At 66.9% G+C, this 12339-nt stretch carries 13 protein-coding genes; 9 read left to right on the forward strand and 4 right to left on the reverse strand.

Translation table 11 applies throughout. The annotated features are described in order from the left end of the window. The first annotated feature begins 108 nt into the window (after positions 1-108). The gene (locus ABLE94_RS21910) at positions 109-1197 is read left to right on the forward strand and encodes a VOC family protein (RefSeq protein ID WP_348809849.1); all 1089 of its coding nucleotides are present in this window, start codon (positions 109-111) and stop codon (positions 1195-1197) included. 93 nt (positions 1198-1290) lie between these two features. On the opposite strand, the gene ABLE94_RS21915 is transcribed toward ABLE94_RS21910, so the two are convergent. Beyond that, complete coding sequence (locus ABLE94_RS21915; RefSeq protein ID WP_348809850.1) at positions 1291-1758, reverse strand: hypothetical protein; 468 nt, start codon at positions 1756-1758, stop codon at positions 1291-1293. Between the two features lie 549 nt (positions 1759-2307). Between ABLE94_RS21915 and ABLE94_RS21920 the strand changes: the two genes are divergently transcribed. The 8 genes from ABLE94_RS21920 (at position 2308) to ABLE94_RS21955 (ending at position 10004) form a co-directional block, all read left to right on the forward strand. Further along, the gene (locus ABLE94_RS21920) at positions 2308-2829 is read left to right on the forward strand and encodes an MSMEG_0572/Sll0783 family nitrogen starvation response protein (RefSeq protein WP_348806035.1); all 522 of its coding nucleotides are present in this window, start codon (positions 2308-2310) and stop codon (positions 2827-2829) included. A 10-nt stretch (positions 2830-2839) separates the two neighbouring features. Next, the gene (locus tag ABLE94_RS21925; RefSeq protein WP_348809851.1) at positions 2840-3739 is read left to right on the forward strand and encodes a carbon-nitrogen hydrolase family protein; all 900 of its coding nucleotides are present in this window, start codon (positions 2840-2842) and stop codon (positions 3737-3739) included. Beyond that, on the forward strand, positions 3732-4067 hold the full coding sequence (locus ABLE94_RS21930) for an MSMEG_0570 family nitrogen starvation response protein (protein WP_348809852.1): 336 nt from the start codon (positions 3732-3734) through the stop codon (positions 4065-4067). Before ABLE94_RS21925 ends, ABLE94_RS21930 begins: the two co-directional genes overlap by 8 nt. Next, on the forward strand, positions 4064-5383 hold the full coding sequence (locus tag ABLE94_RS21935) for an MSMEG_0569 family flavin-dependent oxidoreductase (RefSeq protein WP_348809853.1): 1320 nt from the start codon (positions 4064-4066) through the stop codon (positions 5381-5383). Before ABLE94_RS21930 ends, ABLE94_RS21935 begins: the two co-directional genes overlap by 4 nt. A gap of 103 nt (positions 5384-5486) precedes the next feature. Beyond that, complete coding sequence (locus ABLE94_RS21940) at positions 5487-6542, forward strand: MSMEG_0568 family radical SAM protein (protein WP_348809854.1); 1056 nt, start codon at positions 5487-5489, stop codon at positions 6540-6542. Position 6543: 1 nt separating this feature from the next. Then, positions 6544-8004, forward strand: a complete 1461-nt coding sequence (locus tag ABLE94_RS21945) for an MSMEG_0567/sll0787 family protein (protein ID WP_348809855.1) — start codon at positions 6544-6546, stop codon at positions 8002-8004. A gap of 54 nt (positions 8005-8058) precedes the next feature. Continuing rightward, complete coding sequence (locus ABLE94_RS21950; protein WP_348809856.1) at positions 8059-8904, forward strand: carbon-nitrogen hydrolase family protein; 846 nt, start codon at positions 8059-8061, stop codon at positions 8902-8904. A gap of 5 nt (positions 8905-8909) precedes the next feature. Beyond that, complete coding sequence (locus tag ABLE94_RS21955; RefSeq protein ID WP_348809857.1) at positions 8910-10004, forward strand: MSMEG_0565 family glycosyltransferase; 1095 nt, start codon at positions 8910-8912, stop codon at positions 10002-10004. A gap of 96 nt (positions 10005-10100) precedes the next feature. Here ABLE94_RS21955 and ABLE94_RS21960 read toward each other — a convergent pair whose 3' ends face one another. The 3 genes from ABLE94_RS21960 to ABLE94_RS21970 are packed head-to-tail and all read right to left on the reverse strand — an operon-like array spanning position 10101 to position 12315. Beyond that, positions 10101-10817 carry an FAD-binding oxidoreductase gene (locus ABLE94_RS21960; protein WP_348806042.1) on the reverse strand — a complete coding sequence of 239 codons (717 nt, stop codon included), beginning with the start codon at positions 10815-10817 and terminating at the stop codon, positions 10101-10103. Continuing rightward, a complete protein-coding gene (locus ABLE94_RS21965) occupies positions 10814-11410 on the reverse strand; it encodes a sulfite oxidase-like oxidoreductase (protein WP_348806043.1) in 597 nt (198 codons plus the stop codon). The genes ABLE94_RS21960 and ABLE94_RS21965 overlap by 4 nt, the downstream gene beginning before the upstream one ends. A gap of 14 nt (positions 11411-11424) precedes the next feature. Beyond that, positions 11425-12315: an SHOCT domain-containing protein gene (locus ABLE94_RS21970; RefSeq protein ID WP_348809858.1), complete on the reverse strand. Its 891-nt coding sequence runs from the start codon at positions 12313-12315 to the stop codon at positions 11425-11427. Between the last annotated feature and the right edge of the window lie 24 nt (positions 12316-12339).

Consider the following 12339-nt stretch of genomic DNA (forward strand, 5'->3'; position numbering starts at 1 on the left):
TTGCCGAACAACAGTGATGGCGGTCACAGAGTTGGTCCATGCTCGTCTCATCCGCAGATGGATGGCACCGCCCAAGCGGTTCGCCAATGAGTCACCACAGGAGATCCGATGACCGAAAATCCCGGCCGTTTCGACGTTGCCCATCTGGCACGCTGCGAGCTGCTCAGCCCCAAGCCTCAGGAGACCGAAGATTTCTTCACCCGGTTCCTCGGTATGTACGTCACCAAGCGCGAGGGGCAGTCGGTATACCTGCGCGGCTATGAGGACCCCTACCAGTGGAGTCTGAAGATCACCGAGTCCGCACAGCCGGGCATGGGCCACGCGGCAATGCGCACCAGCTCACCCGAGGCGCTCGAGCGGCGCGCGAGGTCCCTTCAGGACGGAAACGTCGAAACCTCCTGGCACGAGGATGAATTCGGCTACGGAAAGACGCTGTCATACAACACCGCCGACGGCCACGACTTCGCACTGCTGTGGGAGGCCGAGAAGTACGTCGCGCCGGCGGAACTGCAGAGCAAGATCCTGTCCCGGCCGTCGAAGAAGCCGCTGCAGGGCATCCCCGTCAAGCGCATCGATCACCTGAACCTGATGGCATCGGATGTGACCGCGGTGAAGAACGAGTTCGAACGTCACCTCGGCTTCCGCACCACCGAGCGCGTCGTCGACGGTGACGTCGAAATCGGCGCCTGGATGAGTTCCAACCTGCTCGGTCACGAGGTCGCCTGCATGCGCGACATGACGGGCGGTCGGGGCAAGCTGCACCACCTCGCCTTCTATTACGGCACCGGCCAGCACAATGTCGATGCTGCGGAGATGTTCCGCGACTACGACATTCAGATCGAGGCCGGTCCCGACGTGCACGGCATCACCCAGGGCCAGTTCCTCTACGTCTTCGAACCCGGCGGCAACCGGATCGAGCTGTTCGGTGAGGCCGGCTATCTGCACCTCGATCCCGACGCGCAGACCAAGACCTGGAACATGGCCGAGATCGACACCGGTCTGGCCATCGGCGGCGCGAAACTTCCGTGGGAGACCTACTTCACCTACGGGACCCCGAGCCCGCTGTCACTCGATCAGCACATCGAGCAGTTCGCCCACTTCGGTCCCGGCGCCGAACTACCCGAGGCCGAAGCTGCGGCGGAGAACATCCCGGCCGAGATCGATCACTCGCGCGCGGTCGCCGGCGCCCCGGTGTAGGCGCGCCACATCACGCCGCCATCACGCACATCGGCGCGGAACCCTCAGGTTCCGCGCCGATGTTGTGTTCGCCGATGTTGTGTTCGTGGAAGACTACTTTCCCGGCCCGGGCTGCGGCGGTCGTCCACACTGAACCCAGTTCCCCACCAGGACAGCGTGGGCCAGCGCGGCGACCAGGAATCCGACGGAGGCCACACCGAGTCCGGTCTGCGTCGACCAGTAGCCGAGTACCGACAACGGCACCGCGATCGCACTGATCGCCGAGGCCACCCAGCACCAGCCGAATCGTCGTAACGTCACGGCGACGGTGGACATCAGCGCGCCGGCCACGCCGAGTCCGATGGCGATCTCACCGAGGATCGTGCGGACACCGTCGGCGTCGCTGGTGATCCACGCGGTGACGGTCGCCGCCGCAAGCACCACGATCGTGGTCCAGATCACCCGGACCGAGCGCGGACGCAGCGGGACCTCTGCCAGCACCTTGCGCTCGATCTTGCGCAACGAAGCCGCGAACCCCGGGTCCAGTTCGAGCCCTGCCACTACTCTCCGATCGTCGGCCACTGCTACCAGTGTGCTCCCCGTGTCGAGGGACGGCATGGACCGGGGTGACGCGGCCAGCCCACTGACAGCGCTCTCCTCCTCGCTGACAGCGCTCTCCAGCCCACTGACAGCGCTCTCCTCCTCGTTCACAGCGCTCCCAGGTTGATCGGCTCCAGCCGATTCTTACGAGGCCTCGGGGCTCGTCGCCATCTCTGGATCCAGTGCACGGCACGTGACCGCCACCGACAGTGCGCACTCTCCCGCATCGGAGGCATCCCTCGCCGCACCCACTCGACGCTGAACGACACCCACTCGACGCGGACGAGCGCACACTCGACGGGAATGAGCGCACACTCGACGAAAAGGACGCCCAACTCGACGAGGCGTGTTACACAGATCGGCCGTTCAGTTGTTCCGTTTGTAACCACCACGAAATACGCCGGCGGTCTACTTGATGCGTGGCCGAGAGTTCGACGGCCCGCCCGGAACCTGATCCGGAATCTCCCCGGCAATGTCGCCGAATCTGAATCTTCACTTCCTGCAGAGCTTTCCGCACCCTCAAGGAGTCCCATGTCCCTCGACGACACCATCACCGAGAACATCGCCAAGTCGCTCGCCGAGATCCCCCATCCTTCGCTGCCCAAGGGGTCGAACATCTACGGCGGCACCAAGATCTTCCCCGACTACCAGGCCGAGGACGGCGAGACGTACTTCACCCTCGTCCACGGTATCGCGCACGAGTCGTCGGTGTCATTCGTGGCGGTGCTGCAGGCCACCCGCGCACTGCGCAAGGGATTCGAATCCGCCATCTACTTCTACGGCCCCGGCGCCATCAATTGCCTTGCCACACGCGGCTTTCCGAAGACCGGCGACTCCGGATTCCCGGGTGAGCAGAACATCAACGACTCCCTCGCCACGTTCATCTCCGAGGGCGGCACCGTCTTCTGCTGCCGGTTCGGCCTGGCATTGCACGGCGGCCGCGAAGAAGACCTCATCGAAGGTGTCATTCCCGCGCACCCACTCGACGTGCAGGACGCGGTCATCCACTACGCCCGCAAGGGCGCCATCATCAACTCGACCTACATGGTCTGACGAGGATGCCATGACCATCATCGGATCGGTCGCGGCCAACTTCACCCGCGACCTCGAGCAGAACTTCCAGACGATCGCCGAGTATGTGGCGCAGGCTCGTGAGCACGGCGTCGACTTCCTCGTCTTCCCCGAGGCCGCCATCGGCGGCTACCTGTCGAGCCTCGGCAATCACGGTGACACCATCAAGAACACCCAGCGGTCACTGCCGCCGGCGATTCGTCTCGACGGCCCGGAAATCGCTCGGATACAGTCGATTATCGGTGACATGCTCATCGCCATCGGTTTCTGCGAACTCGCCGACGACGGCGAAACCCGTTACAACGCGGCCGCACTCCTCGACGGCACCCGAATCTACGGCAGTTACCGGAAGGTGCACCAGCCACTGGGCGAGAACATGTCGTACTCGTCGGGCACCGACTACGGGGTCTTCGAGACACCCATCGGCCGAGTCGGTCTCCAAATCTGTTACGACAAGGCGTTTCCCGAAGCCGCCCGGATCATGGCCCTCAAAGGTGCCGAGGTCATCGCCAGCCTGTCGGCGTGGCCGGCCGCGCGGACGGCAACCGCGGAGAACCTGCAGGAGGATCGCTGGACCTACCGGTTCAACCTCTTCGATGTCGCCCGCGCCCTGGACAATCAGGTGTTCTGGGTGGCGTCTAATCAGGCGGAAACCTTTGGCTCCCTTCGCTATGTCGGCAACGCCAAGATCGTCGACCCCGGGGGAAACATCCTCGACTCGACCCTGCTCGGGAGCGGACTGGCCATCGCCGACGTCGACATCCCCGACACCTTCCGCACCATGCGCGCAGGCATGTTCCATCTCCGCGATCGACGGCCCGACGTCTACGGCACGTTGACCGATGTCGACGCCACCGGCGCGGCGGCCTGGCGGAGTCTGTCGCATGCCTGAGATGACCTTCACCGTACGTTGGCCCGATGGTGCTGTGCGCGAATATTATTCACCCAGTCTGGTCATGCACGATCACCTGGATTCGGGAGCGGACTACACCGTCACCGAACTGCGTGATCGCGCCACCACCGCTCTCGGCGAGGCGGCCGAACGCGTCCGCGCCAAGTACGGATTCGCATGCACGTCGGCCGCCGCCTCCGCGGCCGACATCACCTCCACCGCAGGCGGCTACGACGACGATGCCACCGTCACCGTGATCACCATGTATCCGCCACTGCCCCAACCCACTTCCTCCAGCTCCTCCTCCCACCACCCGGAGTCACCATGAGCACACCGGCTCATCCCACCCACCACATCCCTGTCGTCATCGTCGGCGGCGGCCAGGCCGGCCTGTCGGTCAGCTGGTACCTGCAACGAGCCGACATCGACCACCTCGTCGTCGAATCCGGCACCCTCATGCACGCCTGGGCCGACAAGCGGTGGGACAATTTCACTCTCGTCACCCCGAACTGGCATTGCCGACTGCCCGGACACACCTACGACGGCGCGGACCCCGACGGATTCATGACCCGCGACGAGGTCGTCGCGTGGTTGTCGAGGTGGCTGGATACCTTCAGTCCTCCCGTACGCGAGCACACCACGGTCACCCGCGTCCACCAGCCGACCGCGCACGGGTTCCAGGTGACACTTCACTCGCAGGTTGCCGACGCCGGAGCCGGCGACGAGATCCTCACCTGCGATCACGTCGTGATCGCCACCGGCGGGTACCCGCTGCCGGTGCTACCGCCCTACGCGTCATCACTCGATCCTGCTGTTGCCCAGATTCATTCGGAACAGTACTTCCACCCCGACCAACTCCCCGAGGGCGGCGTGCTGGTCGTCGGATCGGGCCAGTCCGGCACCCAGATCGCCGAGGACCTGCATCTGGCCGGCCGCGAGGTCCACCTCGCCATCGGCAACGCACCCCGCGTCGCGCGGACCTACCGCGGCCGGGACTGCATGACGTGGTTGGCCGAGATGGGTGTGTATGACATTCCGGCGCAACAGTATCCGGGCGGACGGGCGGCGCAGGAGAAGACCAACCACTACGTCACCGGCCGGGACGGTGGCCGCGACGTCGACCTGCGCCAGTTCGCCCGCGAAGGAATGCGCCTCTACGGTGCGCTCACCGGCGGCAAGGACGATCACCTCACCTTCGCCCCGACTTTGACCGGATCGCTGGACCGGGCCGACGCGGTGTACAACTCCATCTGCTCCGACATCGACCGCTACATCGACACCCAGGGGATCGACGCTCCCCCGGCGTCGCGGTACGAGCCGGTGTGGACACCCGAGGCCGGTCCCACCGCACTGGACCTCACCGCGGCCGGGATCACCAGCATCATCTGGGCCATCGGGTACCGGCCGGACTATCGCTGGATCGAGGCCAGCGCCTTCGACGGCGCCGGCCGCCCGATGCAGACCCGCGGAATCACCGCGGTCCCCGGACTCAGCTTCATCGGACTACCGTGGATGCACACCTGGGGATCCGGCCGATTCCTCGGAATCGACCGCGACGCCCACCACGTCGCCGACAGCATCACCACCGCATTGCGCCGGGGCAACCCCGGTACGCACGCCAGTCCGGTCGGCATCGCGTCCTGATCGACCCGCCTCACCCACACCCGCACCAGCCACACCCGATCGATCCGCAACGACGCGGCACCGACCTCGCCCCAGCGCATCCCGCGAGCGAACGGAGCACACCATGACAGCATCCACCCGGGTCGACCTCGCACTCCTCGGTATCCGGGGCACACCCCCGGTCCATCGAACCGGCGGTGCCGGCCCCAGCGACGACGGCCACCTCATCGTCGATGGCCTGGACGCGGCCATCCCCCGAAACCCCGACAGTCCCTTCGTCTTCGACGGCAGCCGGGTGCTGCGCGACGGCGACGACACCGGCTTCGAGATCGGAGTGATCGGCCGCCCGAGGTTCTACGATCTGCGCACCGACGACGGCATCGCCTACGAACAGATCGCCAGACTCCACGGCCGGAATGTGCTGGCCACCACCGTGGTTCAGACGTGCATCCGCTACGGCGAGGATCAGCGCTGCCGATTCTGTTCCATCGAGGAATCCCTGCGATCCGGTTCCACGGTGGCGGTCAAACGCCCCGAGCAACTCGCCGAGGTCGCACGGGCAGCAGTGGAACTCGACGGCGTGACCCAGATGGTGATGACCACCGGCACCTCCGCCGGAAAAGACCGGGGCGCAAGACACCTGGCGCGCTGCGTTCGGGCGGTGAAGCGGGCCGTACCGGATCTGCCGATCCAGGTGCAGTGCGAACCGCCCGCCGACCTCTCAACCATCACCGACCTGCGAGATGCCGGCGCAGACGCCATCGGCATCCACGTCGAGTCGCTCGACGACGCCGTCCGCCGGCGCTGGATGCCCGGCAAATCGTCGGTCCCGTTGAGTGAGTACCGCGCGGCGTGGGCCGAGGCGGTACGTGTCTTCGGGCGCAATCAGGTCTCCACCTACCTCCTCGTCGGACTCGGCGAGGACCCCGACGAGATGATCTCCGGTGCAAAGGAACTCGTCGACTTGGGGGTGTATCCGTTCATCGTTCCGTTCCGTCCGCACGCCGGGACCCTCGCCGTCGACGTGGACAAGGCGCAGGCTCCCGACCCGGCGATCGTCGAGAAGATCAGTCGGGAGGTTGCCGCCCACCTGGCCTTCACCGGAATGGCCGGCACCGACCAACGCGCCGGATGTGCGGCCTGCGGCGCCTGCAGCATCCTGGCGAGCGTGGGAGGCTGACATGCTCGACGGACGGCCCCGGCCCGGCACACTCGCGCACACCACACCCGCCCCCGCCGCATGTCCCGCACCCCGGGAACTCTCGATTCTCGCCGGCCGGCGCGCGGCACCCGCGCCTGCCTTTCTGATCCGGGTGGCCGACGACCCGACCACACTGGCCGCGTATCACGCTCTGCGACATCAGGAATTCGTCGTACACCAAGCACTGTTCGCCGGCTCCGACCGCGATCACGTCGACGACGACCCGCGCACCGATGTGCTCGTGGCCGTCGCCGGTGACACCGTCGTCGGCGGAGTGCGTGTGGCACCGATGCACTCGCCCGACATCGGCTGGTGGGCGGGCAGCCGATTGGTGGTCGCCCACACCGCGCACGCCGGCGGGATCGGACGGGCGCTGGTGCGGGCCGCCTGCGCACACGTCGAGCAGGCCGGCGTCCTGCGTTTCGACGCCACCGTGCAGGCCAGGTACGCCACGATGTTCGCCTCCCTCGGGTGGGACGACACCGGGACCGGGGAGACCATCGGGGAACGTGCCCACCGTCGAATGCGGTGGCCGCTGCACCGGATTCAGCGGACCGCGGACTCCACCAAATCCCTCCTCGCCGATGTGCTGGCCCCGCTACGTCACCAGGACGGCGGTCTCGGTCCGGACGGATTCCGCGGTGACGACGGAGTGCCCCTGGACGGTTCCGACATGATCGCCGCCTGCGATGCGATCATTCCGGCCATGGTGGACCGCGACCCGGAATGGGCGGGGTGGTGCTCGGTTCTGGTCAACACCAACGACCTGTCGGCGATGGGGGCCACACCGACAGCCCTTCTCGATGCGGTCGGCGCACCCACCACCGCACACCTGCGCCGCATCGTCGGAGGTATCGCGGGGGCGGCGCAGGCCTGGCGCACCCCGGTGGTGGGTGGCCACACGCAGGTCGGCGTTCCCGCATCGCTGTCGGTGACCGCGCTCGGTCGCACCACCGAGCCGATCGCGGCAGGCGGCGGGCGCGTCGGCGACGTCGTGTCCGTGGCGGCCGATGTCGGCGGCTCGTGGCGACCGGGGTATCACGGCAGACAGTGGGACAGCACCAGTTCGCGCAGCGCCACCGAACTCGGCGAGCTGGCCGCACTGGTACAGCGACTACGTCCGGCCGCCGCCAAGGACGTCAGCATGGCCGGGCTCGCGGGCACCCTCGGCATGCTGGCCGAGGCGTCGGGGACCGGAGCCGAGCTCGACGTCACCGCGATTCCCCGACCCGACGCGGCGACGATGGGTGACTGGCTCACGTGTTTCCCCGGATTCGCCATGCTGATCGCCGATCGCCAACCGGCCGCCGACGCGGGTGGTCCGGCGGTGACCGCATCCTGTGGTCGTCTCACCGCCGCACCCGGGGTTCGGCTGCGCTGGCCCGACGGTGAGGTGACCACCGCCGTCGCGTCGACGGTCACCGGACTGGGGGTGGCGTGATCACCGTGCCCGCCCGCGCCAACCGCGGCGCGTTCCTCAGTAGAGTTCGCTGACATGAGCACGGTCACCCTGGGCGCGCTGGCCGGGCACTTCGGCCGCGACCTCACGCGCGGAGTGGACAAGGCCGTCAGGATCATCGAGGCCGCCGCCCGCGACGGCGTCGACCTTCTGGTGTTTCCCGACGCCGCGCTCGGCGGATACATCGGTGACCTGCGACATCCCGACCCCGAGGATTTGCCGCCCGCCATCGACCCGGCCGGGCCCGAGGTGGCGGCGATCATCGCGGCGGCGGGCCCGATGACGGTGTGCATCGGATACACCGAGGCCGCCGGCGACGTCCACTACAACGCGGCGATCTGCGTCAACGGCGACGGCATCCTCGGGTCACATCGCAAGGTCCACCAACCGGCCGGCGAATCGGAGGCGTACGCGGCGGGCGATTCGTTCCGCACCTTCGACACCCCGGTGGGACGGATCGGTATGCTCATCGACTACGACAAGACCTTCCCCGAATCGGCGCGTACCCTCGCCCTGCACGGCGCCCGGGTGATCGCGGCGCTGTCGGCGTGGCCGGCCAGTGTCACCGACCGCGCCACCCGATTACCCGCCGACCGGCAGTCCCGGCTGTTCGACCTGTATGACTGCGCCCGCGCCGCGGAGAATCAGGTGTTCATGGTGTCGTCCAACCTCACCGGCATCACCGGGTCGTTGCAGTTCCTCGGTCAGGCCAAGGTGGTCGGGCCGGGCGGCGACGTGCTGGCCACCACCCGATCCAAGGGCGGCCTGGCCAAGGTGGAGGTCGACATCGACGCCGAGATCGGCCGCGCCCGAAGGGTTCTCAACCATCTCACCGAACTGCGTCCCGACATCTACGCCACCGATCCGGTGCGGGAGAGGTGAACCATATGCGGGTCGCACTGCTGACCTATTCGACGAAGCCGCGCGGCGGTGTCGTGCACACACTGAACCTGGCCGAGGCGTTGGCGGCGCAGGGCGCCGAGGTGACGGTGTGGAGCCTGGCCCGTGGTGGCGACGAGGGATTCTTCCGTGACGTCGATCCTGCTGTGCAGCAAATACTTCTGCCGTTTCCCGACCGCGCCGACGAGACGGTCACCGACCGCATTCTGCGCTCCATCGACACTCTTCGCAACGGTTTCCGCCCCGACGAGTACGACATCGTCCACGCGCAGGACTGCATCAGTGCCAACGCCGTCGGACGTTGCATCCGCACCATCCATCACCTCGACCAGTTCACCACGCCCATCCTCGTCGAATGCCACGAGAAGGCCGTCGTCACCCCCTACGCACGCATCTGCGTGTCGCAGGCGGTGGCCGACGAGGTGCATGCCGGTTGGGGTCTGACACCGAACGTCATCCCCAATGGTGTTGCCTACGAACGTTTTGCTGCGGCTTCGGCGGATACATCGACCGCTGTCGCGGCCCGCGGAGAGTGGCGATCTCGACTCGGTCGGTATGTGCTGGCCGTCGGCGGCATCGAGCCCCGCAAGGGCAGCATCGACCTATTGGCGGCGTGGGCACGGCTACGACGCGACGACCCCGACCTCGGACTCGTCTTCGCCGGTGGCGAGACACTCTTCGACTATCGCGGCTATCGTGCCGAGTTCGACAGTCTCCAAGAGACTTTGGGTGTGCATCCGGTGGTGCTCGGCAATGTCGCCGATCCCGACCTGCCGTCCCTGGTGGCCGCCTGCGAGGTGTTCGCCTTCCCGTCGACGAAGGAGGGCTTCGGTCTGGCGGCGATGGAGGCTCTCGCGGCCGGTCGGCCCGTCGTCGCGCGTGATCTGCCGATACTGCGAGAAGTGTTCGGCAACAGCGTGTCCTATGCGACCGACATCTCGTCGCTGGCCACCGCATTGGCTGCCGCGGGTGAGGACGGTGGTCGCCGCGAGCGTGGACGAGCCCTGGCCCGGTCGCTGACCTGGGAGCGCGCGGCTGCGGCACATCTGGAGTTCTATCGACGACATCCGTTGCGGGGGTAAAGCATTTCGGTGGTGATCCCGCGCCGGCGTCAGCTCAACGAGCCTCGATATCTGGTCGATGCCCGCTGCGGTGATGCTGGGACACAACCGGGATTCCTACCCGAACCGTTCCGTCCGGATCAGCGCGCGGTCGTGCCCGGCCTCGATCATCCATTGGGCACAGTTCTCGACGAAGCCGTTCGGTCCGCAGATGTAGACGTCGGGTCGTCGGTCGGGAGCGATCGTGGCGTCGGCGAGCTCGGTGGACGTGAGTCGCCCTGGTGGCCGTGACTCGCCTGCGGGTGCGACTCGGGTGTGAAAGAGATTGAGCGACAGCCGATGATGGTCGGCGAGCTGGCGCAGGTCATCGGTGAAGAGCGTTCGGTCCGGCGACCGCAGGGAGTACACGAGGTTGAACCGAACCTGTGGCGCCGACGCCTCGCGGGCACGGATCATCGACATCAACGGAACGATGCCGGAACCCCCGCCGATCAGTTGCACCGACCGCGGACTGCTCGGCTCCCAGGTGAACCAACCGCCGTGCGGTCCGCTGATCTCCAGCGGATCACCGGCCTCGACGACGTCGACCAGATATGGCGACACCTCGCCGTCGTCGGCACGTTCGACGGTGACCTCGGTGGTGGCGCGTTCCCGGGTATCCGACAGCGAGTATGCCCGTGCGGTGGTGTAGCCGTCCTCGGCGGTGAGCCGAATGTCGATGTGCTGGCCGGCAATTGCGGTGAACGGCTCCCCCAGCGCCAGTCGCAGCGACACCGATGACGGACTCTGCCGGATCGTGGAGATCACGGTGGTGACCTGCCAGCCGTCACTCACGAGTAGCGCTCCTCTTTCCACGGGTCACCGTAGATGTGGTAGCCGCGCTCCTCCCAGAAGCCGGGGGTGTCACGCGGCATAAACCGTAGGCGCCGAACCCATTTGGCGCTCTTCCAGAAGTACAGGTGCGGGACCAGCAACCGCACCGGGCCGCCGTGCTCGGCTGCCAGTGGCTCACCGTCGAAGGTGTCGGCCAGCCAGCCCTTTCCGTCGACGAGGTCGGCGAGTGGGACGTTTGTGGTGTAGCCGCCGTAGCAGTGCGCCATCACGAAATCGTCCGGCTGCCATGGCAACAGCGCCAGCAGGGTATCGAAAGACACGCCCCGCCATCGGGTGTCGAACTTCGACCATCGGGTGACGCAGTGGATGTCGGTGGTGATGTCTGCGTGGGGCAATGCCGAGAACGCGGCCCAGTCCAGACTGTGCGCACGATGATCCGACGACTGGATCGTCAGCTTCCACGACTCGAGCGGTAGCGACGGGGTGGGTTCGGCGGACAGGACCGGGAAGTCGACCGTCGAATACTGCCCGGGCGGGAGCCGTCGGGCGGTGCGATCGCGCCGCCCGACGAATCCACGGTTGACGATGGCCATGTGACCGATCCAGCCTACAGCCGGCCCAGCAACTCGGCCTTCTTGGTGGCGAACTCCTCGTCGCTGAGGATGCCGCGCTGATGCAGACCGGCCAGCTGCTCGATGGCCGCGAAGATGTCGTCGGAACCCGAGGACGGCGCCTGATGCGACGTCGGCGTTACCGGTGCCTGATCGAACTGCGGCGCGGGTTCGGGTTGGGACACGAATCCCGGCTGGGACACGAATCCGGGTTGGGACGCGAATCCGGGTTGGGACGCGAATCCGGGCTGGGACACCGATCCGGGGTCTGGGGCCGGTGCGGCCACCGGCGTGGCGTCGACCTGCCGATCGGTGAGTTCGGTCAGGCTCGACACATCGAAGGTGCCGAACTGGCTGGTGAAGCTCACGGTGCCGGGGTAACCGCCCTGCTGCTGTTGCACGCCGCCGATCTGGTGGTCGCCGGTGTCGAAAACGCGCGTGACCCCGTTCTGCTGGATGGCCAGTCGCCGGGTTCCGGGGAACACCGCATACCGAGAGTCGTTCTGCCCACCGGTGGAACTCGGCACGCCGAGCTCGGTGGGCCACCAGTTGTTGGCCGTACCGAAGCCGTAGTTCGCGCTTCCGCCGGCGGGGTGCGCCGGGGGCGGCGGGAACACGATCGTGGTCGCCAGGAGCTGCGACAGCTCATTGCAGAGCGAATCGACGCGCGCCTTCAGGGCGTTGTCGAACATGTTGCCCACCATGGTCATACCGCCGCGCATCCACTGTCCGGATCCGCCGAGTTCGGGGATCGAGAACTGCGCCATCGTGCCGCCACCGCTGTTGACGGCGTACAGCATCGCCAATACGGCGTCGTGGGAGATGCCGTAGCGTCCGGCGATCTCGTTGACCGATTGCTCGGCCTCGGGGGTGAGGGCACCCTGCATGATGTGACTCTTTCGTCGAGGAAA

The sequence above is a fragment of the Gordonia sp. VNK1 genome (genome assembly GCF_040049135.1).
GTDB classification, from domain to species: Bacteria; Actinomycetota; Actinomycetes; order Mycobacteriales; family Mycobacteriaceae; genus Gordonia; species Gordonia oleivorans.

Excerpts from the sequence above, each read along its gene's own strand:
- ABLE94_RS21945 (WP_348809855.1), top strand. The coding sequence starts at position 6,544 with ATGCTCGACGGACGGCCCCGGCCCGGCACACTCGCGCACACCACACCC.
- ABLE94_RS21940 (WP_348809854.1), top strand. The coding sequence starts at position 5,487 with ATGACAGCATCCACCCGGGTCGACCTCGCACTCCTCGGTATCCGGGGC.
- ABLE94_RS21930 (WP_348809852.1), top strand. The coding sequence starts at position 3,732 with ATGCCTGAGATGACCTTCACCGTACGTTGGCCCGATGGTGCTGTGCGC.
- ABLE94_RS21965 (WP_348806043.1), bottom strand. The coding sequence starts at position 11,410 with ATGGCCATCGTCAACCGTGGATTCGTCGGGCGGCGCGATCGCACCGCC.
- ABLE94_RS21950 (WP_348809856.1), top strand. The coding sequence starts at position 8,059 with ATGAGCACGGTCACCCTGGGCGCGCTGGCCGGGCACTTCGGCCGCGAC.
- ABLE94_RS21935 (WP_348809853.1), top strand. The coding sequence starts at position 4,064 with ATGAGCACACCGGCTCATCCCACCCACCACATCCCTGTCGTCATCGTC.
- ABLE94_RS21910 (WP_348809849.1), top strand. The coding sequence starts at position 109 with ATGACCGAAAATCCCGGCCGTTTCGACGTTGCCCATCTGGCACGCTGC.
- ABLE94_RS21920 (WP_348806035.1), top strand. The coding sequence starts at position 2,308 with ATGTCCCTCGACGACACCATCACCGAGAACATCGCCAAGTCGCTCGCC.
- ABLE94_RS21925 (WP_348809851.1), top strand. The coding sequence starts at position 2,840 with ATGACCATCATCGGATCGGTCGCGGCCAACTTCACCCGCGACCTCGAG.
- ABLE94_RS21970 (WP_348809858.1), bottom strand. The coding sequence starts at position 12,315 with ATGCAGGGTGCCCTCACCCCCGAGGCCGAGCAATCGGTCAACGAGATC.
- ABLE94_RS21955 (WP_348809857.1), top strand. The coding sequence starts at position 8,910 with ATGCGGGTCGCACTGCTGACCTATTCGACGAAGCCGCGCGGCGGTGTC.